The 23,902-nt window shown below is 39.9% G+C and carries 24 protein-coding genes; 22 read left to right on the top strand and 2 right to left on the bottom strand.

The genetic code is table 11. The annotated features are described in order from the left end of the window. Positions 1 to 284 precede the first annotated feature (284 nt). The 6 genes from KUV80_RS16040 to KUV80_RS16015 all read left to right on the top strand — a co-directional run bounded on the left by KUV80_RS16040 (position 285) and on the right by KUV80_RS16015 (position 4,604). Complete coding sequence (locus KUV80_RS16040) at positions 285 to 1,241, top strand: heme-dependent oxidative N-demethylase family protein (protein WP_222463760.1); 957 nt, start codon at positions 285 to 287, stop codon at positions 1,239 to 1,241. Then, a complete protein-coding gene (locus KUV80_RS16035) occupies positions 1,238 to 1,696 on the top strand; it encodes a dimethylamine monooxygenase subunit DmmA family protein (protein ID WP_222463759.1) in 459 nt (152 codons plus the stop codon). Before KUV80_RS16040 ends, KUV80_RS16035 begins: the two co-directional genes overlap by 4 nt. Positions 1,697 to 1,709: 13 nt before the next feature. After that, the gene (locus KUV80_RS16030) at positions 1,710 to 2,666 is read left to right on the top strand and encodes a PDR/VanB family oxidoreductase (RefSeq protein ID WP_246625266.1); all 957 of its coding nucleotides are present in this window, start codon (positions 1,710 to 1,712) and stop codon (positions 2,664 to 2,666) included. A 40-nt stretch (positions 2,667 to 2,706) separates the two neighbouring features. Next, positions 2,707 to 2,937 carry an excisionase family DNA-binding protein gene (locus KUV80_RS16025; protein WP_222463757.1) on the top strand — a complete coding sequence of 77 codons (231 nt, stop codon included), beginning with the start codon at positions 2,707 to 2,709 and terminating at the stop codon, positions 2,935 to 2,937. 96 nt (positions 2,938 to 3,033) lie between these two features. After that, positions 3,034 to 3,864 (top strand): STAS domain-containing protein, encoded by an 831-nt coding sequence (locus KUV80_RS16020; protein ID WP_222463756.1) that lies wholly within the window; start codon positions 3,034 to 3,036, stop codon positions 3,862 to 3,864. Between the two features lie 224 nt (positions 3,865 to 4,088). After that, positions 4,089 to 4,604, top strand: coding sequence for a M15 family metallopeptidase (locus KUV80_RS16015; protein ID WP_222463846.1), 516 nt, complete (start codon positions 4,089 to 4,091; stop codon positions 4,602 to 4,604). 215 nt (positions 4,605 to 4,819) lie between these two features. On the opposite strand, the gene KUV80_RS16010 is transcribed toward KUV80_RS16015, so the two are convergent. Then, a complete protein-coding gene (locus KUV80_RS16010) occupies positions 4,820 to 6,490 on the bottom strand; it encodes a glutamine--tRNA ligase/YqeY domain fusion protein (protein ID WP_222463755.1) in 1,671 nt (556 codons plus the stop codon). A gap of 172 nt (positions 6,491 to 6,662) precedes the next feature. Between KUV80_RS16010 and KUV80_RS16005 the strand changes: the two genes are divergently transcribed. The 8 genes from KUV80_RS16005 (at position 6,663) to KUV80_RS15970 (ending at position 13,066) form a co-directional block, all read left to right on the top strand. Beyond that, entirely contained in the window at positions 6,663 to 7,604 is a 942-nt protein-coding gene (locus KUV80_RS16005; RefSeq protein ID WP_222463754.1) for a dipeptidase, read from the top strand. A gap of 138 nt (positions 7,605 to 7,742) precedes the next feature. Next, a complete protein-coding gene (locus KUV80_RS16000; protein ID WP_222463753.1) occupies positions 7,743 to 8,426 on the top strand; it encodes an SIMPL domain-containing protein in 684 nt (227 codons plus the stop codon). 46 nt (positions 8,427 to 8,472) lie between these two features. Then, a complete protein-coding gene (locus KUV80_RS15995; protein WP_222463752.1) occupies positions 8,473 to 8,805 on the top strand; it encodes an ArsR/SmtB family transcription factor in 333 nt (110 codons plus the stop codon). Between the two features lie 23 nt (positions 8,806 to 8,828). Next, the gene (locus KUV80_RS15990; RefSeq protein WP_222463751.1) at positions 8,829 to 9,755 is read left to right on the top strand and encodes an ABC transporter ATP-binding protein; all 927 of its coding nucleotides are present in this window, start codon (positions 8,829 to 8,831) and stop codon (positions 9,753 to 9,755) included. Further along, positions 9,752 to 10,849 (top strand): ABC transporter permease, encoded by a 1,098-nt coding sequence (locus KUV80_RS15985; protein ID WP_222463750.1) that lies wholly within the window; start codon positions 9,752 to 9,754, stop codon positions 10,847 to 10,849. Before KUV80_RS15990 ends, KUV80_RS15985 begins: the two co-directional genes overlap by 4 nt. A gap of 24 nt (positions 10,850 to 10,873) precedes the next feature. After that, positions 10,874 to 11,296: a DUF6526 family protein gene (locus KUV80_RS15980; RefSeq protein WP_222463749.1), complete on the top strand. Its 423-nt coding sequence runs from the start codon at positions 10,874 to 10,876 to the stop codon at positions 11,294 to 11,296. Between the two features lie 233 nt (positions 11,297 to 11,529). Continuing rightward, entirely contained in the window at positions 11,530 to 12,069 is a 540-nt protein-coding gene (locus KUV80_RS15975; RefSeq protein ID WP_222463748.1) for a sigma-70 family RNA polymerase sigma factor, read from the top strand. Then, entirely contained in the window at positions 12,050 to 13,066 is a 1,017-nt protein-coding gene (locus KUV80_RS15970; protein ID WP_222463747.1) for a DUF4179 domain-containing protein, read from the top strand. Before KUV80_RS15975 ends, KUV80_RS15970 begins: the two co-directional genes overlap by 20 nt. Before the next feature lie 261 nt (positions 13,067 to 13,327). Here KUV80_RS15970 and KUV80_RS15965 read toward each other — a convergent pair whose 3' ends face one another. After that, entirely contained in the window at positions 13,328 to 14,290 is a 963-nt protein-coding gene (locus tag KUV80_RS15965; RefSeq protein WP_222463746.1) for a LacI family DNA-binding transcriptional regulator, read from the bottom strand. An 89-nt stretch (positions 14,291 to 14,379) separates the two neighbouring features. Here KUV80_RS15965 and KUV80_RS15960 point away from each other — a divergent pair, with 89 nt between their 5' ends. From KUV80_RS15960 to KUV80_RS15925, 8 genes are all read left to right on the top strand, one after another. Then, positions 14,380 to 14,538, top strand: coding sequence for a hypothetical protein (locus KUV80_RS15960; protein WP_222463745.1), 159 nt, complete (start codon positions 14,380 to 14,382; stop codon positions 14,536 to 14,538). A 147-nt stretch (positions 14,539 to 14,685) separates the two neighbouring features. Beyond that, entirely contained in the window at positions 14,686 to 15,447 is a 762-nt protein-coding gene (locus KUV80_RS15955) for a threonine/serine exporter family protein (protein ID WP_222463744.1), read from the top strand. Positions 15,448 to 15,462: 15 nt separating this feature from the next. Next, positions 15,463 to 15,918, top strand: coding sequence for a threonine/serine exporter family protein (locus tag KUV80_RS15950; protein WP_222463743.1), 456 nt, complete (start codon positions 15,463 to 15,465; stop codon positions 15,916 to 15,918). A gap of 288 nt (positions 15,919 to 16,206) precedes the next feature. Next, positions 16,207 to 17,676: an alanine/glycine:cation symporter family protein gene (locus KUV80_RS15945; RefSeq protein WP_425309052.1), complete on the top strand. Its 1,470-nt coding sequence runs from the start codon at positions 16,207 to 16,209 to the stop codon at positions 17,674 to 17,676. Between the two features lie 147 nt (positions 17,677 to 17,823). Beyond that, on the top strand, positions 17,824 to 18,816 hold the full coding sequence (locus tag KUV80_RS15940; RefSeq protein ID WP_246625265.1) for a cation diffusion facilitator family transporter: 993 nt from the start codon (positions 17,824 to 17,826) through the stop codon (positions 18,814 to 18,816). Positions 18,817 to 18,944: 128 nt separating this feature from the next. Next, positions 18,945 to 20,702 carry an ABC transporter ATP-binding protein gene (locus tag KUV80_RS15935; RefSeq protein ID WP_222463741.1) on the top strand — a complete coding sequence of 586 codons (1,758 nt, stop codon included), beginning with the start codon at positions 18,945 to 18,947 and terminating at the stop codon, positions 20,700 to 20,702. Then, positions 20,668 to 22,467 carry an ABC transporter ATP-binding protein gene (locus KUV80_RS15930; RefSeq protein WP_222463740.1) on the top strand — a complete coding sequence of 600 codons (1,800 nt, stop codon included), beginning with the start codon at positions 20,668 to 20,670 and terminating at the stop codon, positions 22,465 to 22,467. Before KUV80_RS15935 ends, KUV80_RS15930 begins: the two co-directional genes overlap by 35 nt. 131 nt (positions 22,468 to 22,598) lie before the next feature. Beyond that, the gene (locus KUV80_RS15925; RefSeq protein ID WP_222463739.1) at positions 22,599 to 23,867 is read left to right on the top strand and encodes an ATP-binding protein; all 1,269 of its coding nucleotides are present in this window, start codon (positions 22,599 to 22,601) and stop codon (positions 23,865 to 23,867) included. The last annotated feature ends 35 nt before the right edge of the window (positions 23,868 to 23,902 follow it).

Raw genomic sequence — 23,902 nt, 5'->3', positions numbered from 1 at the left:
CGCCGATGAGCCAGCTTTTGTGTTTTTTTTAGGTGTATATGACGTTGGAATACTAATGTCGTGGAAAGCGAGCAACCTGGAGCGGAAATTAACTACATTCAAAAACAACAAAGTTTACGAAAACAGCCTAAAATAAAAGAACGTACGGTACATGACACCGATCGACCCAAGTGCTACATATATAAAATATCTATTCACCTCTAAACGACCTATAAATACCACTTCCATTAGCACCCAAATTTCTTTACAATAAATTATAAGAATATTCTGTTAAGGGTGATAAGATGAAGTGGAATGATGATTTGGAACATTTTCCGTATCCTTTTAAAGGGTCTGTGTACCGTTATTCAAACAACTCCATTCCGATGAACACGCCAATCAGTATAGAGATCACCCCTGATTACAAAGATGAGATGTTGTTGAAACGGAATCTATTAACGCATCATCCTGAACGCTGTTATCAATCGCTTTCTCATACAACAACGGGCCAATGGGAAATCGTTAATCTTGTCATTGATCAACTTGTTACATATTATCCGCAACATTTTTCCGTGGAGAAGAAGGATGCGGAGTGGACGTTTCACAATAAAATTTTTGATGAAACACATAAATTCACCTTCCAAGATGAACGTACTCTGCCATGTGAACCGTTAGCGTTTATCAGTCATCATGTGCAGGAGGATCTACTTTTTATGATGCAGCGGGATGGTGATTTGTATTTGGATGCGGGTCAGCTCTGTTTTCCGGCTAACTGGTCGCTCGCGTTTAATTTAGGTATGAAGTTCAAAAGCATTCACCATCCTATTCCAGGTTTTAAAGAAGAAGGAATGGATGATCGGATTTTGCAATTTCTTATGAGGCTTGAAGCGGGGAATCCTTGGGAACGAAAAAACTGGTCGCTCATGGCGGGTGACAGGCTAGACACATCACTTGAGACCTTTGATAAATGGGGAAAGCTGAGAAAACAAGTGACGAGAGAGAATGCAGGAGAGCTTGTTCACCTTCGTGTAGAAGTACAGAAATTGTTTCGACTGCCTCGAACGAACAGTATTCTTTTTACGATTCATACGCATTTGCTTTCGCTCGAAAAACTGGCATCCAATCACGAATGGCTGAAGCAGTTTTACGACATTCTATCTGAACTGCCTGCCCACATTTTGGAGTACAAAGGAATCTCTTTATATAGAGATGAAGTGCTAAATTTTTTAAACCACCGTTTAAAAGGCGGAAAAGTGCGATGAATAAGGAAGCCGTGTTCATTCCTCATAAAAGGAAGTATTTGTTTTGCGCTGATCAACAGGGGATGAAACTCTTAAGTGATGTAATTGAGCAAGTAAAGAGAAGTGAATGCTCTTATGATTTGTTTGTATTTGAAGGAGATCCTGACTGGAAACCGTTCTTCAACTTTTTAAAGAAACAGAAGATGGGCACATATCTATATGTAGCGTTGAATAATCAAGTGTTAGGTCATGCACAAACACTTGCTGAAGAGATCGGTTTTTCTGCTGAGGAAGCACAATATGTTGTGTACGGAGAAGTAGTCAGGAAAATATTTTGCTGCAGATGTCATGGTATAAACGAAGCGAAAGAAAAAGAAATTGAAATTACGTGTGAGCAGTGTGGATTAGTCCTTTCCATATCTGATCATTACTCTACTCACCATCATGCTTTTTTAGGTTATGTGGCGAAACTTTAGGAGTGAGTGTCACTTGTATAAAGAAAAAACAATACCTGTCTATATAAAGGAAATCTACCAAGAAACAAATGACGTTAAGAGGTTTATTCTTGCTTCTGTTGAGGGAAAATTACTTCCGAGGTTCAATAGTGGCGCACATATTGCTACCTATCTTAAAAGGGAAGATGGGTTCATCATCAGGCAATACTCCTTAACTAGCAATCCAGATAAAACTGATCAATATCAAATTGCTGTTCGGTTAAGTAATGCTTCAAAGGGTGGATCTCTTTTTTGGCACGAACAGATAAAGGTTGGGGACGAGCTCCATATCAGCTACCCGAAAAATGACTTTCCATTGAGCTTTAAAGCAAAGCATCATGTGTTTTATGCGGCTGGAATCGGAATTACGCCATTTTTGTCAATGATTCAAGAACTGAGCGACAAAGGTTCGTCATTTGAGCTTCACTACGCGTCAAAATCAAAAGAGGTGTGTGCTTTTTATGATTATTTACGGAAACACTTCTCAAATCAGAGTCACTTTTACTTTTCGAAGCAACATAATCGTGTTTCCACATCCTCACTAGAAAAGCATCCGATTGGAACTCATATCTACTTTTGCGGTCCAGTTTCATTTATTCAGGAATTTACAGAGGCTGCTCTCGGCATAGGCTATCCGAAATCATCCATTCATTTGGAGCATTTTGTTCCGGTACAACCAATGAATGTAGAGCCTTTTCAAGTCATAACGAAAAACGGAGAGGTTATACAAGTTGCAAAAGAACAAACATTGTTAGAGGCGCTTCTTCACAATAATGTTGAGGCACCTTATTCATGCCGAATGGGTCGTTGTGGAACTTGTGAGATACCTGTATTAAAAGGGGAGATCGATCATTGCGATTCGTTCTTAACAGAAGATCAAAAAAACGCACAAAGAAGCATTTTAACATGTGTATCTCGAGCAAAATCAGGTAAACTAGTAATTGGAATATAACACTTTTATCAGACGAGATAACGAAAAAGGAAATGATTGCATGTACTTAACAATAAAAGAAACAGCGGAATACTTATCAATGCCAGAGACAGTGGTAGAGAGCTTAATTCAGCAGAGGAAAATACGAACAACCTTTGATGGGACTCAGCATCTCATTAATAAGGAGCAGTTCAACACACACTTTGAACAACTAGAAAAATATAAAAAACTAGTAGAAGACTATTTAAGTGAACCGATCCCGGAAGATTGGGACGCGAAGGATGAAGATTAACACCTGCCAAATAATTGTAAAAAGATTTACTGAGAGATATGATTGAGGAAGTACGTCACACAGAGAAATAGACGTTATGAAAAAGGGGTGTAAAAGATGCCAAAAAATGAAAAATTATATTCTTTTTTGATTGATAATACGTGGCGACTGACAGAGGAATGGTATGATTCTATTGATAAAAGCACGGCTTCAGGAGTCTATGCGTCTACTAACCCTAAAATCATTGCCACATTAAAGAAACAAAATCATGATTTTCATCTGCATTGTTGCGAAGTATTCATCAAAGAGGAAGAAGAGTTCTTAAAAGACTTCGAGGAATGGGTTGTAAGAGTTGCTCAAGACGAAGAACATTTAAACACCCCACTAACAGGTGTCATGCAGGAATTCTTTAGAGTAGAGAAACAATATCGTGCTCTTATAAAAGAATTTGTTGCTCTACATAAGGGCGATTATTCTGAAGAAGAAATCGATTTATGGTTTGAAACCGTTAATGATACGTTCAGTAAACTTATTTCATGGTTTGTGGAAGAACACCAAAAATTCGCTCAGCAAAAATTAAACGCACAACAAGAAATGATTGATGAATTAAGTTCACCCGTCATAGCTCTTAATGATCATATGGGCCTGCTTCCACTCATCGGAATAATTGATACCACAAGAGCGAAATTAATCGTTGAAAACACGTTAGAACAGTGTACGGAAAAAGAAATTTCACATTTATTGATCGACTTATCTGGAGTTCTTATAATTGATACGATGGTTGCGCAACAAATTTTTCAATTGATTGAAACACTTGGGCTTATCGGTGTTAAAGCGACTCTTTCCGGGATCCGTCCTGAAATCGCGCAAACGGCTGTACAGCTAGGTCTTTCTTTTGAAAATGTAGCCATTAAATCGAATCTTGCCCAAGCGATTTCTTCCAAATAACACTATACAAAACCTACAAAGATCAGGGATTGACCTGGTCTTTTTTAGTGGATAACGTTTTGTATTTACTATCTCTTAAAATGAAGATTATGGTAAATTTAAAGAGGGATGTATAAGTTGAAATTGAGTACATGGAGCTTGGTGGATTTAAACCGAAAGTGATAAGTGAAGAGCGCTTTAATAAATTGCAAGAATAATGGAGGGAATTGCCTCAAGTGAAATCGATGAAAACCATTCTTTTTGTATTAATTTTAGGAGTTATATTTTATTTTGTAATAGATGAAATGCGAAAGAAGAACGTGCCGATGCCAACGCAGCTTCATCCGATTGTTGCAGAAAAAAGAGACCAGCTGATACAAAGAGCTGCTCAAAAAGGAATAACAATCGTGATAACGGATGATTTCCGTTCAGCCGAGGAGCAGGATGAACTTTATGCGCGCGGACGGACTGAGGAAGGAACAGTTGTGACTCATGTGGAAGGTGGGGAGTCATACCATAATTATGGCCTTGCGATAGATTTCGCACTTCAGCTAAAAGACGGAACGGTTGTGTGGGACTTGAAGCGGGATGATAATAAGAATGGAAAGTCGGATTGGATGGAAGTCGTGGCAATTGCGAAGGAGCAAGGATTTTCATGGGGTGGAGATTGGTATGGCTTTAAGGACTATCCCCACCTAGAGATGGATTTCGGCTTAAGTATTCGTGAGCTGCAGTATGGGGAGAGACCACCAGTAAGATAGTGAAGAGTTTGTTCGGTTTACTTTGTCGAAAAGCCTATAAATTTATTTGAAGGATCATAAAAACTTTTGAAGGACCATAAAAAATTTTCAAGGCTCATAAACAAATTTGAAGGATCATAAATATTTTTGAAGGATCATAAAAAATTTCAAGCTCATTTCAATTATGCTCAAAAAAAAGCAGGTTCTCCTCGAGGGAACCTGCTTTTTACATATCATTAGAGCTTAAACGAACTCTTCAACGAAACAATTTGGTTAAAGACAAGCTTGTCTTTTGTAGTGTGCTTCGGATCCACGTTGAAGTAGCCGTGACGGAAGAATTGGAACTTGTCTTGTGGTTTAGCGTCCTTCATGTTGCCTTCAATAAATCCTTGTTGAACGATTAGTGAATCCTTATTTACATAATCTAAGAATGTCTTTCCTTCACTTTCGTCATCGTCGTTTTCCATATCAGCATCTAGAATAAGAGGCTCATACAGGCGGAACTCAGCTGGAACGGCTTGTGTGGCTTCGACCCAATGGAGTGTTCCTTTTACTTTGCGGCCGGTAAATCCAGTGCCAGATTTCGTTTCCACATCATACGTACAATGAAGCTCAACTACATTGCCGTCTTCATCTTTAATAAAGTCTTCGCATTTAATAAAGTAAGCATGCTTCAAACGAACTTCGTTTCCTGGGAACAAGCGGAAATACTTTTTTGGAGGATCTTCCATAAAGTCTTCACGTTCAATATAGATTTCGCGTGAAAACGGAATTTGACGTGTACCCATATCCGGATTCTCCGGGTTGATCTCAGCATCAAGCATTTCAACCTGACCTTCAGGATAGTTGGTGATGACGACCTTTAAAGGATCCACAATCCCCATCGTGCGTGGTGCCTTTACTTTTAGGTCTTCACGAATAAAATGCTCAAGCATCGCCGTATCAGCAGCACCTGACCCTTTTGAAACACCAACTGCTTTTACAAATTCAACGATTGATTCTGGTGTGTAGCCTTTTCGGCGTAAACCAGAAATCGTCGGCATGCGCGGATCATCCCATCCATCCACGTAGCCTTCTTCAACAAGTTTTCTTAATTTACGTTTACTCATAACCGTATTAATGAGTCCTAAGCGTCCAAACTCGATTTGCTGCGGCTGGCTTTCCATCTCACATTCTGCAACAACCCAGTTATAAAGGGGGCGCTGATCTTCAAACTCTGTTGTACAAAGGGAGTGAGTCACACCTTCAATCGCATCCTCGATCGGATGTGCGAATGCATACATGGGATAGATGCACCACGTGTCTCCTGTGTTGTGGTGTGTAGCATGAGATACACGGTAAATGACCGGGTCACGCAGGTTGATGTTCGGTGAACTCATATCAATCTTGGCACGAAGTACTTTAGCTCCATTTTCGAACTCGCCTTTTCTCATGCGGTCAAACAAGTCCAAGTTTTCTTCAACAGAACGGTTTCGGTATGGACTCTCTTTTCCAGGCTCAGTCAAAGTTCCGCGGTACTCTCGAATTTCGTCTGCTGTTAAATCATCAACGTATGCTTTGCCTTTTTTGATTAAAAGAACTGCGCGGTCATACATTTCTTCAAAGTAATCAGATGCAAAACGCAGGCTTTCCCACTCGTATCCAAGCCATTCTACGTCTTTCTTGATGGCATCCACGTATTCTTGATCTTCTTTTAATGGGTTCGTATCATCAAAGCGTAAATTGGTCTCCCCGCCAAATTCATCCGCTAGGCCGAAGTTGATGACAATCGATTTTGCGTGTCCGATGTGTAGATATCCGTTAGGTTCTGGAGGGAAACGTGTAACGACTTTCTTATGTTTTCCGGACTCCAGATCGCCTTGTATGATTGTTTTTATAAAATTTGAAGAGGTATTGTTATTCTCCATCCCGTATCAAGCCTTTCCTTATATGTAAACTAGATTATACTTTACATTATAACAAAAACTATTTTCAACTAAACTTATTCTTTTAATGGATAAGGAATATATTTAATTGCCTGCAATCTTTTAAAGAGTTAAGATGATCGAGATTATTTAGAAATATGAGGTGAGTTAATCAATGAATGTGATTGATTTGCATTGTGATGCATTACTGAAATTATGGGAAACAAAGGGGAAGCTGCGATTTGCGGATGCCAAAGAACTAGAAACGAGTAAGGTACGCCTTCAAAAAGGGCAAGTAAAAGTGCAGTGCTTTGCCATTTTTATAGAGCCATACATCCCTTCTGACCAAAAATTCCAGGCTGCTCTAGAGCAGATTGACTTTTTTTACAGAGAAGTACTCGGGAAAAATCCGGAGATGAAACATGTAAAAGAGTGGTCAGATTTTGATGCGTTAGCAGAGAATGAAATAGGCGCCATGCTTACACTTGAAGGGGTGGAAGCGATTGGTGATGACTTAACAAAACTTAACATTCTTCATGAACTTGGTGTTCGATCGATCGGACTTACTTGGAACCATGCAAATCTTGCTGCAGATGGAGCTCAAGAGCCTCGCGGTGCAGGATTGACGTTATTCGGCAAACAAATCGTAAAATTCAATAATGAGCACCAAATTTTGACGGATGTTTCTCATTTGTGTGAAAAAGCCTTTTGGGATGTAATGGCTATTGCGAAGTATCCGATTGCAAGTCATTCTAACGCAAGAGCGCTTTGCGATCATCCACGCAACTTGACGGATGAGCAAGCAAAAGAGATGTTCCAAAAAGGCGGACTCATCCATGTAGTATATAATCCTCCATTTACGGTAAATGAAGGTTCGGCAAATATTTCTGACTTAATTAAGCATATTGACCATTTTTGCGGACTTGGCGGAGTGAAACAAATTGGTCTCGGTTCTGATTTTGACGGAATTGCTCAATTTGTCTCTGAGCTTGAAGATGCCTCTAAAACCCAGAATTTGATTAATGAGCTGTTAAAACATTACTCAGAAGAAGAAGTGCGAGGGTTTGCTAGTGAAAATTTCATGAACAACCGGCCGAAGCAGATTACAGGAGTTTAATAAAACAAGCAGTTTCCTTATAAAAAAAGCGTTTGCCATCTTAGGCGAATGCTTTTTTTGTGTAGGATCAAGACATTTCTTCTTTTATTAAAAAGAAATGCATAGCTTGTAGGGTATAGAAGGGAAAGGAGTAAGCCTATGTATTACAGTCAGCCGACCTATCAAAATGGGAACAGTGCACAGACGTATTTACCTACAAAACAAAATCGTTTAACGGTAACGGGAGAAGGGTCCGTATTTGCGGTACCTGATCAAGCAGTGATTACGATCGGCGTCATTACAGAAGATCAAAATGTAAGTACTGCACAAAAAGAAAATGCCAATAAGATGTCTGCTGTCATCAACACCATGTTGACATTAGGAATTGCAAGAGAGGACATTCAAACCAATTCTTATCGGGTCGAACCACAATATAACTATGAAAATGGACAGCAGATTTTCAAAGGATACAAGGTAGAGCATCAGCTTCAGGTCACGATAAAAGATTTGAATAAAATGGCACAGGTGATTGACGGTGCAATCGCAAGCGGGGCAAACTTTGTATCGTCCATTCAGTTTTCGGTGACAAATCCAGACGCTTTTTATAACCAGGCACTGACCATCGCCATTCAAAACGCACAGCAAAAAGCAATCGCTATGGCGAGAGCTCTGCAAGTTACACTTCATCCAGTGCCGATTAATGTACAAGAAACTTCACAAGCATTACCCCCAAGGCCGATCCCTTTTTATGGAGCGATGCTCGCTCAAGAGAGCGGAACCCCCATTCAGCCAGGTGAAAATAAATTAACAGCGACGGTAAAAGTAGAATATACGTTTATGTAAAACTCAAAATTGACAATAGCTATCATTGAGTTATATATTTAACCAAATGGTTAAATATAATGCAGATAATTTAAACGATGTATTTTCTGTTCTGTCAGACCCGACAAGACGGAGTATAATTGAGCAGCTGTCAAAGGGAGAAAGGAGTGTGCAGGAGCTGGCTGAACCTTTTGACATGTCTCTCCCTGCTATCTCAAAGCACTTAAAGGTTCTCGAGAATGCAGGTCTTGTAGCGCAGCGGAAAGAAGGGCGTTACCGCTATTACTCTATCAAACCGGATTCAATAGATGGTGCGTGTGAATGGATGGACGCATTAAAGCAGTTGTGGTTAAGGGTTGGAGATATGTTTTGCAGCGGCAACAATACTAAAAAGAAGTGAAGATTACGTTTGGAGTGTGAAAAATGGAGTCTCAGCAAGAAATTATTTCTGTAGAGGGCTTAGTAAAACGTTATGGAGATTTCACTGCAGTTGATGGCAGTGAGTTCAAGGTACATAAAGGTGAAGTGTTCGGTTTGCTTGGTCCAAATGGAGCAGGGAAGACGACGACGCTTGAAATGTTGGTAGGCCTTCGCAAACCTGATGAAGGAACAGCGATTGTCGGTGGTTTTGATATTATGCGTGAACTAGATAAAGTGAAGGAAGTAATCGGTGTTCAGCTTCAATCCACAACGCTATTTGAATTGTTGACGGTTGATGAAATCCTTCATCTGTATGGAAGTTTCTATCGTGAACACATCTCGATTCCTGATTTAATCGAGGACATGTTGTTAAGTGAAAAAAAGAACAGCCGTATCAAGGGCATGTCAGGCGGCCAAAAGCAGCGGCTTGCAATTGCGCTCGCTCTCGTTCATGACCCTCAGATCATCTTTTTGGATGAACCGACTACAGGACTGGACCCCCAAGCACGCAGGACATTATGGGATATAATCCTTCGTTTAAAAGAACGAGGCAAAACGGTTGTGCTGACGACCCATTACATGGATGAAGCGCATGTATTATGTGACCGTATCGCGATTATGGATCAAGGAAAACTGATCGCCCTTGATACGCCGGGCGAACTTGTAAGAAACCTCCAGTCTGACAGTGCCGTTGAATTCCGTTTTAAAGATAATGTTGATATGGACTTGTCTAAAATTGAAGGAGTTAAGCAAGTAGGAAGCCAAAAGGATGTGCATGTTCTTTATACGGATAACTTGCAGAAAACACTTACTAGCTTGATCTCTTTAGCTTCGGAAAAAGAGCTAAAGCTCGTAGATTTGCAAACGAGGACAGCGACGCTTGAAGATGTATTTATTCATATGACAGGAAGAAGGTTAAGAGAAGGATGAGAGCATACTACCAACTCACTTTAGCACAGCTTCGGATTTTCCTTCGAAACCGTCAAGTCTTGTTCTGGACACTAGCATTTCCTATCTTTTTGATGATTATGTTAGGAGCATTCTTAGGAAACGGAAACGGCATCTCATTATCTGTTGCCATTGTAGATGAAGATAAGAGTGAACAATCCAAAGAACTAGTAAAAGAGCTTTTGAAAAATGAGGCGATTTCACTTGAAAAAGATCTTAACGAGAAAGAAGCATTAAAACATTTGAAAAAGGGAGATATGTCATTAGTTGTGATCATTCCTAAAGGTTACGAATCGAGTGTAGTTAACGGTGTACAAGCTAATCCATTTAAACTGCCAGTCTATTACAATGAGACGAATTTAGCGGTTTCACAGGTTGGCTTGCAGCTTGTTAACAATGCCGTTGATACAATCAGTAAAAAGCAAGTAGATTACAAGCCTGTTGTTGTAACAGATTCTAAAGGGGTAGATGCATTGAACCTTCGTTACATCGACTTCCTTGTTCCGGGAATCGTTGCGATGATGATTATGAGCAACAACATGAACGGAGTTGCAGGACAGATTTCCTCATGGCGCGAACGTGGAATTTTACGCAGAATGCAAGGAACAACATTGAAGGCATCAACGTTTATAGCAGCTCAAATCACAGCCCGATTCATGCTGAATGGACTGCAGGCGATGATCGTCCTGGGTGTTGCTTGGCTTGTGTTCGGCATCGAGGTTCGGGGATCGTGGCTAACGGTCATTTCGTTCGTCACGCTTGGTACTTTAGCGTTTATGGCGATTGGGTTTATTATTGCAGGTATTGCGAAAACGCCTGAGAGTGCTGGTCCTATCGCAGGATTCTTATCCTTTCCGATGCTGTTTTTAGGAGGTGTGTTTTTTCCGATAAAAGACATGCCAGAATTTTTGCAGCCGATTGTACAGATTTTACCGATCGCGCACTTGAGTCACGCACTGCGGGAAACGATGAATGTTGGAGCTTCAATTTTGGATCTCGGACTTGAAGCAATCATTCTTGGCGGATGGCTGATAGGTGCTTTTATCGTTGCCAGCTTCACGTTTAAATGGGAATAAATAAACAGAGAAAGAGGAGAAATGATGAACACACAAAATTATAAAAACCATGCACGTATTCACCCGATCTTCCATTATGTATTGTCTTTACTTGTAGTAGGAGGTTTAATCGTTAGTATCGTGTATCTGTTTAGAGCAGATGATCTATTTCTTGCGGTTCTTTTAGTCGTCATGTCACTAAGTATGGCAATCACGTTCGCTCTATTGAGACTTTACCCGTTAAGAGCGCAAGACCGTGCCATTCGTGCAGAAGAAAACCTTCGTTTTTACGTGTTAACTGGAAAGCTTCTGGATCCCAAGCTGACTCCAGGGCAAATCGTTGCATTAAGATTTGCACCAGATGAAGAGTTCCCAGAGCTTGCTGAAAAAACTGCAGCGGTAAACATGCCTCCAAAAGAAATTAAACAAGCGATTAACAACTGGAAAGCAGATCATCATAGAATATAAAGAATGAAGAAGTTGATTCAAAAGTTCAAGAAACTTTTGTTTCAGCTTTTTTTTGTGTTTTTTCTGAGATTGGAAAATTTCTTGTACATCTTAAGTTGATTTATTTAAAAATTTGTTCCTCTATTGGTGTTACTCTAATAAAGAGAAGAAACGAAGACAAATAGCAATAAATAAAATGAATTGAAACTTTTTTAGGCAAAAATTCCTCTAATGTATGAAAAGGGGGCACGGAATTGCTAGATATTAAAGTGATTAAACAAGCGATTAAAGGGAATGAAGATGCTTTCGAACAGTTAATTAAGTATGAAAGCGGCAAATTATATAAAACGGCTTTTCTTTATGTTCGAAACAAAGAAGATGCGCTAGATGTATTGCAGGAAACGGTCTGTAAAGCCTTTGTAGGCATTAAAAAGTTAAAAGAACCAAAGTACTTTAGTACGTGGCTCGTAAAAATTTTAATCAGGACGGCTTATGAGGTACTTCAGAAGAAAAAGAAGGTGGTACTAACAGGTGAGGCGTTCATACATAGCCTTACAGAGAATGTTTACCACAGTCCGGAAGAAGATCTGGATTTAACGCAAGCCATTTCTAATCTGGATCAAAACTATCAAACGGTCATCATCTTATTTTATTTTCATGATCTATCCATTAAGAAAATTGCGGAAACCATGCAGAAACCTGAAGGGACAATTAAAACATACTTACACCGAGCGAAGATTGAGTTGAAACGTTTGCTGGAAGGAGCGGGGACGTATGGACAAAGAATGGTTTGATAAAACCCTACAAGATTCAGAATTACCAAAAGAAGATATTATGAGAGCGATTCAAGATGGGATGAACGATGGAAGGAAGATTAAACGAAAAAATAAGGTGAAGTCACGAATGAAGCTGTCTGCATGGGTAACTGGAACAGCAGCATCTGTTGTACTTGCCTCAGGTTTTGTATTTTCCCCGGTCAATACCGTTTTAGCAGAAATGCCATTAATCGGAAAACTTTATGAAACATTTAACTTTGAAATCGGAAAAGAGCTGTCTGCAAGTAATCTCGTAACAGAACTTAATCAAAAAGCGACGAGTAATGGCGTGGATGTTACAGTCACGAGCGCGTATTACGACGGTAATGTTATCGGTGTGACGATTAAAGCTGAAGGGGAAGACCTTTCGTTGGAAGAAATGGATAAGGGACATGGTCCAGAATCCGGTTATGCCCTTGGTGGAGATGATCGTGAACAACTTGCAGGGGCAAGAGGTGTACTCAAAAAGGCTAAGGATGGCAGTTATGTAGCGGCACTGGAATTTGAAATGCGGAATGAAGAACTGCCTAAAGATTATACTCTCTCCTTTTCTTTTATCTCAATGGCCAATATAAGAGGTGATTGGCAGTTTGATGTACCTGTGAAACAGTTGTCGCTTGAAAAATTTATGGTAAATGAAAAAGGTTCTTCTAAAGATGGCAATTATACAATGGAGATAAAATCCTTATCCATAGGGAAAGCAACGGCAACATTAGAATACACTTCCACACATCCTTTAAATGAAATGGATGAAGGGGTAAATATAAAAATTTTAGATGATCAAGGAAATGAAGTTTCGTTAAGAAGTAATGGAGTATTAAAACAAATAGAAGATCAAAATTCCATAAGAAAACTTGGTGAGGTACATCTAGGGAAAATTAAGGATAGCTCGAAATTTTTAACTGTTTACGCTGAAGTTGTAAAGAAAAATGAAAGAATTTACCTCGCACCGATTAAAATAAACTTAACTAAATGATCGGTACGCATAGGTGGCTTTGTTTATGTCATGTTTTAACTGATTTTCGTTCTAGTAGATAGGTTCAAGTTCGGGCTATGAGTAAATTTTTGAGTCCTATGAGCAAACTTTGGATTTCTATGAGCAAATTCTGCAATTCTATGAGCAGACATCGGATTTCTATGAGCAAACGTGTAATATTTATAAGAACACGTACCGTAAAAAAGCCAAAAAAATCCGTTCAACACAGGTTGGACGGATTTTTCACGTTTTATGAGAGCGTTAGACCGTATCCCGCTCAATTAATCGGACGGGAATTTCTTCGTGTGTAACATTTTCACCATCCATAGCTTGGAAAAAAAGCTTCCTCCCTACTTCAACAAGCGGGATCTCAAGAGTAGTAATACGCATCACTTTTGAGATCGGCTGGTTATCAAAACCCATAATGGCAAGGTCTTTAGGTATAAAAATATTTCGATCCTTGCAGCATGTTAAGATTCCTGCAGCAACCTGGTCGCTCGTTACAAGTAAAGCGGTAGGACGATCATTCAGCTGAACAAGCCTCTCTACAACCAACTCTCCGTCTTCGAAGTTAAAACACCATGGAAAAATAAAGTGAGGATTAAAAGGTATTCCATGTTTCTCTAAAAAGTCTTTATACGCTTTACTTCTTTGAGCACTGTTTGTTCCAGATTTTCTTCCGATGGTATAGCCGATTTTCTTATGGCCTTTTTGGTAAAGATACTCCAAAGCAGCTGTGAAGCTTTTATAATGATCCACAAAAGTAGAGGATACGTTATTTCCACGCGCATCCTCACAGAGCACAATAGGTCCGTACTGTGTAAAATCCCCGATAACACTCCACTCGCAAATCCGCGAACAGATGATCAGCGCATCAATTTGCTTATCTTTCAACATAGCTAAAGCTTCGATTTCTTTATTTTCCTCATAATTGGTTTGAATCAAAACGAGTTTGTAGTTATGTTGTAACGCCTCATTTGCCATTCCTTCTATTAACAACCCGAAATATGGGTGATTGGAAAAAGGAACGACTACTCCAACTAGAAATGTTTTGCCCTTACTTAAGTGAACGGCATTAATGTTCCGTTGGTAGTTGCAGAGCTCCATCGCGCGCCGGACAGCTTCTTGTTTTTCAGCACTCACATAAGGATGATTATTAATGACCCGAGAGACAGTCGTTACAGAAACGCCAGCCATTTTTGCGATATCTTTTATATTCGCCATTTCTTCTCCTTGTTTCTAAAAAAGTTTTTCTTGCTCTGAAACGCGTTTCATACAATATGCTTTCGGTGTAAAGAAAAGGAGGAATTCCATTGGTAATTGTAACGGGTATTTTATGCTTGGTGTTCTTATGTACGTCCATCTTGATCTTGTCCTCATTCCCGATTTCGCTGCATGAGAAAAGGGATGTTGTTAAGAAGAAACCGAACCATAAAGACGATTACAGCTATTTATTTGAGGTCTATAAATAATGATTCTTTTTCACTTATTGTAGTAACATTGGTAAACATGTTCAACTCCATTGCCCAACAACCCCCAATCAGTTAAACTGTAAAAATATTAAGTGTCCGTTTTTAGGTAAGAATGAAGGGTAAGTATGAAATTGGAGAGTATGCGCAATGGAGACGGAAAGACAAGAAACGTATGACATTATGGCAGTCTGTTTACTCGCTGGTAAAATTATGCTGCAAAGCGGAGCGGAGACGTACCGTGTTGAGGATACGATGATGCGTATTGCAGCCTCTTTTGGTGCTTATCAATCACATCCTTACGTAACACCGACCGGTATTCTCTTTTCGGTGGAAGGCTCTGAACCTACAAAAACAAAATTGATTCGAATTGTAGAGCGCACAACAGATTTGGAAAAAGTTGCGAGTGTGAACGGGATCTCTCGTAAAATAAGTGCGGGTGAATACACAATTGAAGAAGCGTACAAGGAACTTAAGAAAATTAGTGAATCCGGTTCTCCGTATTCGTTGTGGGTTCATGTTTTTGCAGCAGCCATAGCTTCAGGCTGTTTTTTAATCATGTTCCAAGGCAGCTGGGATGACTTTCTTCCAGCATTTATAACTGGAGGGCTTGGATTTCTTTCGTTACTCTATTTCCATCAGCTTGTACCGATTAAGTTTTTTTCGGAGTTTTCCGCGTCACTGCTGATTGGCTTGCAGGCGCTTTTTTTCGTCTCAATCGGAATTGGCGGGGAACTTGATAAGATCATCATAGGATCTGTCATGCCTCTTGTTCCAGGGTTATTAATTACAAATGCTGTGCGTGATTTGATGGCAGGGCATCTTATCTCAGGTTTAGCGAAGGGTGCTGATGCGTTTCTGACCGCATTTGCGATCGGATCAGGGATAGCAGTGATTTTTTCATTTTTTTAAAAAGGAGCGTGCACGATGACGATTATTGAACAATTACTTACAAGCTTCATTGCGTCTGCGGCTTTTGTTATTATTTTTAATGGCCCAAAACGCTCATTGTTTCACTGCGGTCTTGTCGGAATGGTCGGTTGGATGTTTTATTTCCTACTAGAAGCAAATGGTGTAGATATGGTCTTGTCGACAGTCATCGCTTCATTTTCGATTGCGATTGCCTCACAATATTTTGCGAAAAAATATAAAACCCCGGTCATTATCTACAGTGTTGCTGGAATTATTCCTCTTGTTCCTGGAGGAATCGCTTACAATGCGATGCGCAATTTTGTTCAGAATGATTACAATCTGGCCATTAATATGGCCGCAAAAGCGTTTATGATCTCAGGCTCCATCGCGATTGGGCTTGTATTCTCAGAAGTGATCAATCAAATTATTCGAAAATCAAAATTAAAAACAATCGTAAATAAGTCTCAATGAAGAAACCAGTGTAAAAGTATATATGCTGGTTTTTGCTTTTTCTATATATATTTTACTAGTTTTATGTATTTTTATAGGCTTCAACTCACATCTTGCACGCTACTAAAGATACAAATGTCCGCCTAGGAAAGAATTTCATCTTGTTTTCTATATTCCCCTCCATTCATAATAGGAATAACGTATTCGTACTTTTTTTGTCACAATTTGTAATCATATATGATTTATTTTATAATTACCAATAGAGAAAATTTTCTGTAAATAAGAGGGGGAATTGTATTGGAGACCAGCATTGAAACGTTTGTAGGAGAGTTAGTAGGGATTCTTTGGAGTCAGCCTATGATCTATTTTTGTTTAGGTGTAGGGCTATTATTTTCTATTTTAACAAGATTTTTGCAAGTACGTCATTTTAAAGAAATGATCAAACTTATGTTTGAAGGAAAAAGCTCAAAGGCCGGTGTTTCCTCTTTCCAGGCTCTAGCGATTTCCCTTTCTGGCCGCGTTGGGACGGGTAATATTGCTGGAACGGCAACGGCAATAGGATTCGGTGGACCTGGAGCCGTTTTTTGGATGTGGATGATTGCCTTTATCGGTGCGTCCAGCGCGTTTATTGAATCCACTTTAGCGCAAGTTTATAAAGTGAAACAAGATGGTGAGTATCGAGGTGGTCCAGCCTACTACATTGAAAAGGGAATCGGCTGGAAGTGGTATGGTATTATTTTTGCCGTTTCTGCCCTTTTGGCAATGAGCTTATTAATGCCAGGTATTCAATCTAATTCGATCGCAGTAGGACTCGAAAATGCGTTTAACATGGAAACTTCAGTTACTGGTATTATTCTTGTATTACTAATTGGAGCTATTATTTTTGGCGGAGTGAAACGAATCGCCAATGTTGCACAGTTTGTTGTTCCGTTTATGGCAATTGGCTATGTGCTCGTTTCATTGATTATCATTGCTGCTAATATTGATCAAGTTCCTGGAGTACTCGCCCTTATTTTTAAAAGTGCATTTGCCATGGATTCAGCTTTTGGAGGAATCGTGGGAGCTGCGATTTCATGGGGAGTGAAGCGTGGTATCTATTCGAATGAAGCAGGACAAGGGACAGGACCTCATCCGGCAGCAGCTGCAGAAGTATCGCATCCAGCGAAACAAGGTCTTGTGCAGGCATTCTCTGTATACATCGACACGTGGCTTGTATGTTCTGCTACAGCGTTCATGATCCTATTTACAGGAATGTACAATGTACAGAATGAAGGAGACAAGTCGTTCATCGTTCAAAACCTTCCGGGTGTTGAAGCAGGACCTACTTATACGCAAGAAGCGATTGAATCTGTTATCCCAGGCTTTGGTGCTGGGTTTGTAGCGGTATCACTGTTTTTCTTCGCCTTCACAACGATTATGGCGTATTACTATATTGCGGAAACGAATATCGCGTATCTTGTGAGGGGACGTAATAATAGAATTCCTATGTTTCTACTAAAACTCGCTTTATTAGGAACAACCTATTATGGAGCTGTGAAGACAGCTGATTTGGCTTGGGCGCTTGGTGACATTGGACTTGGAATAATGGTTTGGCTGAACTTGATTGCCATACTCATCCTAGCAAAACCAGCTTTACGAGTTTTAAAAGATTACGAAGAGCAAAAGAAGGCTGGCTTAGATCCTATGTTTGATTCGACCAAGCTTGGCATTAAGAATGCAGAGTATTGGGAAGGCGGCTATAAAGAAGGAAAAGGGAATACGGAAGAAAACGTATCTTAAATATGTATGCTTGAGGTGACACCAATGAACTTGATTTTCTTGGTGTTGCCTTTTTGAGTGCACGATAACATGAACGAGCGGGGTTTAAATTTTACGAATTACAGGAATTCTTATAAAAGGACAGAAAAACAGGAGTGGAAGAGACCTTTGATTAATCTATTGAAAAAAGGAAACAAATCATCCGGAATCGCTGCATTAGGGAACACCGTACTCGCTATTGCGAAAGGTATTGCAGCCGGGATAAGCGGAAGTGGCGCCATGTTTGCGACCACCCTCCATTCAGCTGCAGATGCTTTAAACCAGTTTTTTGTTTTTTTTGGAAGTGCTCTTGCTGAAAAAGAGCCAACGAAACGATTTCCTGCAGGCTTTGGCCGAGTCGTGAACTTATTCGTATTAATCGCGGTTGTCGTCGTATCAATCATGGCTTATGAAACAATCATTAAAGGGTGGCATTTGATTCAAGACCCTCATCCTTCATCAAATCTCCTGTTAAACATCGGGATTATGATTTTAGCGATCGTGGTTGATGGATTTATATTGATTAAAGCGATGAAAGAAATCGTGCATGAAACAAGAAGTGAAGCGTCAGGCTTTGCGATCGTAAAAGAATCTTTTAAGAATGTCAGTCTTGCTGCACCGCCGACCCGTCTCGTTTTTTATGAAGATCTCATCGCTACTTTTGGTGCAATCTTGGCGCTCGTCTCCATCGTCCTTGCTGACCTAACGGGGGCATATATCCTTGACGGCATCGGTACACTTTTAATTGGATTGCTTTTGGTCGTTGTTGCGTTTAAGTTAGGTTTTGAGAATACACAAGGATTGATCGGTGTTGCTGCACCAAAGGTGGTAGAAGACAGAATTGCAGAAACGATCCTTTCCGATAAAGATGTCGTGGACATTAAGGAATTGCGAATTTTGCAAGAAGGTCGACGATATCATGTTGAAAGCTATATTGAACTGAAAGAAGGATTCACTTTAGCGGATGCAGATGATATTAAATACCGTGTAAGAGATTCCCTTTTAAATGACCCTGACATTGGAGATGTTACGATGGGTATACTTGAAACAGATCATGTGAAGACTTGGCCAACCGAGGCGGAGGTTGAAGTAAATGGACATAAAGAAAATAAAAGTCCCTGATAAGGGGCTTTTTTTATTGAAAAAAATAGGATAAGAAGTCGAAATAGTTAAATATTTTCTATGAAAGGGATAGAATAGATATAGATTGTTAAGTTTGTTAAACATCTGAGAAGTTCGGAGGATCTGATATGTGGAAAGTATTTTCATATTTAAAAGCATACCGGTTTGCGATAACAGTCGCTCTTTTTCTGACCTTATTCGAATTAGCAGTAGAGCTGTTGCAGCCATTAATTATGGCTAAAATTATTGATGATGGTATTTTAAAAGGCGATCTTGATGTAATCAAGTATTGGGGAGCTATTATGTTCGGGCTTGCTCTTGCCGCCTTTGCAGCAGGAGTAGCGAATTCGTTCTTCTCAGCACATGTAAGCCAAAACTATGGATTTGATATTAGACGGCGTGTGTTTAAGAAAGTCCAGTCCTTCTCGTTTGTTAATTTTAATCAATTTCCTGCTTCATCATTGATTACAAGAATGACTCATGATGTAACGCAGCTTCAAAATACGGTGTTTATGAGTTTGCGCATCATGCTAAGAGCACCGTTGTTGTTAGCAGGCGGAGTAATTATGTCGCTCATCGTAGACTGGAAATTAGCTATAGTCCTTGTAATCATCTTGCCGTTTCTAATTTTCTTTTTAAGATGGGTGCTCCAAAAAGCAAGTACGATGTTCCGGGAGGTTCAAGAAAAGCTCGATGGGGTTAACCGTGTGATGCGTGAAAATTTGATGGGAATGCGTCTTATTAAAGCCTTCTTAAGACGCGATCATGAGACCGCGCGTTTTAGTAAGGCGAGTGATGAGCTAAAAGTCCAAACCGTTTCTTCGCTACGCCTCATTGAAGTATCTATCCCTGTACTCATGTTTGTTATGAATATTGGGATACTGATTATCTTGTGGTACGGAAGCCGACAAGTGAATGTTGGAACGATTGAAGTGGGAGAAGTTGTTGCAATCGTGAATTACTCGTTTCGTATCTCTTCCGTATTAACGATTATTTCGTTTATCATTATGGCATTTTCTCGTGCAAAAGCCTCCGCACAGCGGATTGGTGAAGTACTTGATACAGAAGTGGATCTTGTTGAATCTGCTGAAGCTGATCAGACATTATCAGTCCAAAAGGGAGAAGTTGCGTTTAAGAATGTTTCGTTTCACTATCCAGATAGTGAATCTCCCGTCCTGCAGGATGTTTCATTTTCTGTAGCAGCAGGAGAGACCCTTGCTCTTTTAGGTTCAACGGGATCTGGAAAAACGTCGCTGTTTCAGCTGATTCCACGCTTGTATGAAGCAACTGAAGGCGAAGTGCTGATTGATGGGAAAGACGTGAAGTCTTATCCGCTTGAGAAGCTGCGCAAAGCGATCGGTGTCGTTCCTCAAGAAGCAGTCCTTTTTACAGGCTCTGTTGCTGAAAATATTGGTTGGGGAAAAGAAGGAGCTACACAATCAGAAATTGTTCAAGCCGCTACGGATGCCCAAATCCACGAGACGGTTGAAAAGCTGCCGAACAAATATGAAACAAGAGTGGGACAGCGAGGCGTCAATCTTTCAGGAGGACAAAAGCAAAGGTTGTCCATCGCCCGTGCATTAGTGCGAAAACCAAAACTATTAATGCTTGATGACAGTACAAGCGCTCTTGATCTAAAAACAGAAGCAAAGCTATTAAAAGCATTGAGAAGCTATTCATGCACTACTTTTATCATTACACAAAAGATTAGTACGGCTATGGAGGCCGACCGTATATTACTTTTAGATGATGGCCGTGTGCAAGCATGGGGGACACATGAGGAATTGCTTGAAACTTCACCTTTGTATGTGAAGATCGTGCAATCACAGTTTGGAGAGGAGGGTTATCAACATGTCAAAGGGTTCAAACAAACCTCATCCACATAGTCATTTGTTCGGTGAAAAAGTAAAGCCTAAAAACTGGATCAGTACAGTTAAGCGTATAGGCCGTTATTTTTCGGATCAGAAATGGCTTTTAAGCGCTGTATTATTTATGGTGATTATCAGCTCATTCTTAAGCTTGCTGGGCCCGTTCTTAATAGGTGTTGCAATTGACAGCTACATTGTTAAAAAAGATGCTGAAGGGTTATGGAAGCTTTTAATAGGTCTGATTTTCGTTTTTGCAGGGCATTCCGTTTCAATCTGGCTGCAGAACTATTGGATGATCGGAATTGCTCAGCAAACGGTATATAAGATGAGAAACAACCTGTTTAAGCAATTTCACCGTTTATCGATCTCTTTCTTTGATAAAAGACAACATGGAGAGCTGATGAGCCGGGTAACGAATGATATTGAAAACGTCAGTTCAACGCTGAACAGCTCATTTATTCAAGTGTTCTCAAGTATTTTGACACTAGCAGGAACAGTTGGGGTGATGCTTTATCTAAGTCCCCTGCTTACGTTGATCTCACTTTCCATCGTGCCGCTCATGTACTTTGGCCTGAAATGGATCACGAAACGTACAGGTGCAAGATTTAAAGAGCAGCAGCGGAATCTGGGGGAAATCAACGGTTATGTAGAAGAAATCACCTCCGGACAGCGAATCGTAAAATCGTTTTCGCAGGAACAACGAGTCATAGAGGAGTTTATGGTAAAAAACGAAAAGCTGAGAGAATCAGGATACTGGGCACAAACCTTCTCTGGTTTTATTCCGAAGTTAATGAATGTCTTAAATAACGGCAGCTTTGCATTGATAGCAGGAGTTGGCGGGGTGCTCGCGTTAAACGGAAAAGTATCGATCGGAGTTATTGTAATCTTTGTGGAGTATTCAAGACAATTTACACGTCCGCTTAATGATTTAGCAAATCAGTTTAATACTTTATTATCAGCAGTAGCTGGAGCAGAGAGGGTATTTGATATTCTGGATGAATCCCAAGAGGAAAGTGATGAAGGGGGAGCAATCGATTTATCTTCTGTAAAAGGAAGGGTTGACTTTCAGGATGTTGCTTTTTCGTACGAAAAAGATGAACATACGGTTTCAAATCTTAGTTTTTCTGTAGAAGAAGGAGAGACCGTAGCTTTAGTCGGTCCAACGGGTGCAGGGAAAACAACGGTTGTAAATTTGCTATCGCGTTTTTATGACACTGATAAAGGCAAGGTTTTACTGGATGGTCATGATATTAAAAAGATAAAAAGAAGCAGCCTCAGAAGTCATATGGCGTTTGTTCTGCAAGATTCCTTTTTGTTTGAAGGATCAATTTTTGAGAACATCCGGTATGGAAGGCTGAATGCAACGGATGAGGAAGTAATGGAAGCGGCGAAACTTGCAAATGCTCATTCTTTTATTCAAAAGTTTCCTAAGGGCTACAATTCTATTTTAAATCAAGAAGGAAGCGGTATCAGCCAAGGACAGAAGCAGCTGCTTTCAATCGCACGCGCAATATTGGCAGATCCTTCATTGCTGATTTTGGATGAAGCGACAAGCAGCATCGACACAATCACGGAAATGAAGATTCAAGAAGCTTTGCAGCGCTTGATGAGAGGCAGAACAAGCTTTGTGATCGCTCACCGCTTAAACACGATTCAGCAAGCTGATTTAATCCTTGTCCTTCATGATGGCGGTATATTAGAAAAAGGCACTCATGAACAATTGTTGCATCAAAATGGCTTTTATTCCTCGTTGTATCATAGTCAGTTAAAACGAGACGCTTAGTACTACGAAATGACTAGTTTGAATGACGAAAAACCATACTATCGTCATATTTTGAAGGAGATTCTTGAAGGAATCTCCCTTTTTTTGTCGTAATTATAGTACACAAGCCATTTTAGACTGGAGAGTAAAGAATGATTGTAGAAAAACTACTTTTTCATGTATTGATTGTACTCGCGCCTGTTCTAAGTTATAGCTTTTTCTTTGAAAAGTGGAAGATAGGAAGATCGCCATACTTTTTAGGTATTTTATACGGTGCTTCTGCATCACTCTGTATGTATTTTGCTTATTTTGATTCGGGTTTGTATTGGGACTTGCGTTATGTTCCTTTAGTATTAGCCATTTTTTATGGTGGACCTATTTCAGGAATTATTACTTTGTTTGCTTTGTTGGCAACAAGAACGGCAATGGGTGGAGACGCTCTTCTTTATGCATACATAAGTGCTGCGATAGCCTGTATAATTCCTTTTTTTCTTTATAACTATTTTTGGAAATCACCTCCTCGAAAAAGGATTTACTTGTCGATTGTAGCTGGATTTTGGCCAGCTCTCGTACAATTAATCGTTCTTCTAACCTATCTATTCGTTAGTGAAACAGTTACGATATTGGAAGAAAAAATGTATTTGTACATAGCTATTTTTGGATTTATTCAGATTGTAGGAGTGGTCTTTGCCGCTATATTGAATGAATCTATAATCGAACGGAACTTAATGAAAGACGAAATTCGGCGTTCGGAAAAGCAGCATACGCTTGGAGAGCTGGCAGCTTCTATCGCTCATGAAGTACGCAACCCTCTTACGGTTGTAAAAGGTTTTTTGCAGCTGATGGAGGGTGAAGATGAGAGGCATAGACATTATTACCCTCTTATCTTAAGTGAATTGGGGAGAGCAGAGAATATTATTAATGATTACTTGAATTTTGCCAAACCAGAGTTTAAAAAGATAGAAACCTTTTCCATGGCAGAGCTCGTTATCGACCTAAGTATTCTCTTGAATCCTTATGCCTTAAAAGAAGGAATTACACTTACTCATATTATAGAATCAGATGCTGAAATCGTAACGGACCGTAATCAGTTAAAACAAGCTTTGATCAATATATTAAAAAATGCTGTTGAGGCAACACCCAAGGAGGGACGAGTCTCGATCAGGCTTATTTCAGACAATGAACAGATCAAGATTATCGTTCGGGATACCGGAATCGGGATGACGAAGGAACAGCTTTCTCGGATTGGGTCATTGTTTTTTTCAACGAAAGAACAAGGTACGGGCCTTGGAACGATGGTATCCATTCGAATCATTGAATCGATGGGTGGTAAAGTTGAATATACAAGCAAAATTGGAAAAGGGACGAAGGTTAGTGTCACTCTTCCTGTTAAGAAATCAGTAGAAGAAGAAACCGTTTAGAATCTGTATGAAAGGGGAAAATGCTGAAAAGAGGT

The organism is Fictibacillus nanhaiensis (assembly GCF_019801215.1).
Classification (GTDB): Bacteria; Bacillota; Bacilli; order Bacillales; family Fictibacillaceae; genus Fictibacillus; species Fictibacillus nanhaiensis_C.
The sequence above is the reverse complement of the archived record's forward strand: the minus strand, read 5'-3'. Positions and strand labels throughout refer to the sequence as shown.

What these genes read in the sequence shown, in the direction of transcription:
- KUV80_RS16040 (WP_222463760.1), top strand. Translation starts at nt 285, where the DNA reads ATGAAGTGGAATGATGATTTGGAACATTTTCCGTATCCTTTTAAAGGG.
- KUV80_RS16035 (WP_222463759.1), top strand. Translation starts at nt 1,238, where the DNA reads ATGAATAAGGAAGCCGTGTTCATTCCTCATAAAAGGAAGTATTTGTTT.
- KUV80_RS16025 (WP_222463757.1), top strand. Translation starts at nt 2,707, where the DNA reads ATGTACTTAACAATAAAAGAAACAGCGGAATACTTATCAATGCCAGAG.
- KUV80_RS16020 (WP_222463756.1), top strand. Translation starts at nt 3,034, where the DNA reads ATGCCAAAAAATGAAAAATTATATTCTTTTTTGATTGATAATACGTGG.
- KUV80_RS16015 (WP_222463846.1), top strand. Translation starts at nt 4,089, where the DNA reads ATGAAAACCATTCTTTTTGTATTAATTTTAGGAGTTATATTTTATTTT.
- KUV80_RS16010 (WP_222463755.1), bottom strand. Translation starts at nt 6,490, where the DNA reads ATGGAGAATAACAATACCTCTTCAAATTTTATAAAAACAATCATACAA.
- KUV80_RS16005 (WP_222463754.1), top strand. Translation starts at nt 6,663, where the DNA reads ATGAATGTGATTGATTTGCATTGTGATGCATTACTGAAATTATGGGAA.
- KUV80_RS16000 (WP_222463753.1), top strand. Translation starts at nt 7,743, where the DNA reads ATGTATTACAGTCAGCCGACCTATCAAAATGGGAACAGTGCACAGACG.
- KUV80_RS15995 (WP_222463752.1), top strand. Translation starts at nt 8,473, where the DNA reads ATGGTTAAATATAATGCAGATAATTTAAACGATGTATTTTCTGTTCTG.
- KUV80_RS15990 (WP_222463751.1), top strand. Translation starts at nt 8,829, where the DNA reads ATGGAGTCTCAGCAAGAAATTATTTCTGTAGAGGGCTTAGTAAAACGT.
- KUV80_RS15985 (WP_222463750.1), top strand. Translation starts at nt 9,752, where the DNA reads ATGAGAGCATACTACCAACTCACTTTAGCACAGCTTCGGATTTTCCTT.
- KUV80_RS15980 (WP_222463749.1), top strand. Translation starts at nt 10,874, where the DNA reads ATGAACACACAAAATTATAAAAACCATGCACGTATTCACCCGATCTTC.
- KUV80_RS15970 (WP_222463747.1), top strand. Translation starts at nt 12,050, where the DNA reads ATGGACAAAGAATGGTTTGATAAAACCCTACAAGATTCAGAATTACCA.
- KUV80_RS15965 (WP_222463746.1), bottom strand. Translation starts at nt 14,290, where the DNA reads ATGGCGAATATAAAAGATATCGCAAAAATGGCTGGCGTTTCTGTAACG.
- KUV80_RS15955 (WP_222463744.1), top strand. Translation starts at nt 14,686, where the DNA reads ATGGAGACGGAAAGACAAGAAACGTATGACATTATGGCAGTCTGTTTA.
- KUV80_RS15950 (WP_222463743.1), top strand. Translation starts at nt 15,463, where the DNA reads ATGACGATTATTGAACAATTACTTACAAGCTTCATTGCGTCTGCGGCT.
- KUV80_RS15935 (WP_222463741.1), top strand. Translation starts at nt 18,945, where the DNA reads ATGTGGAAAGTATTTTCATATTTAAAAGCATACCGGTTTGCGATAACA.
- KUV80_RS15930 (WP_222463740.1), top strand. Translation starts at nt 20,668, where the DNA reads ATGTCAAAGGGTTCAAACAAACCTCATCCACATAGTCATTTGTTCGGT.
- KUV80_RS15925 (WP_222463739.1), top strand. Translation starts at nt 22,599, where the DNA reads ATGATTGTAGAAAAACTACTTTTTCATGTATTGATTGTACTCGCGCCT.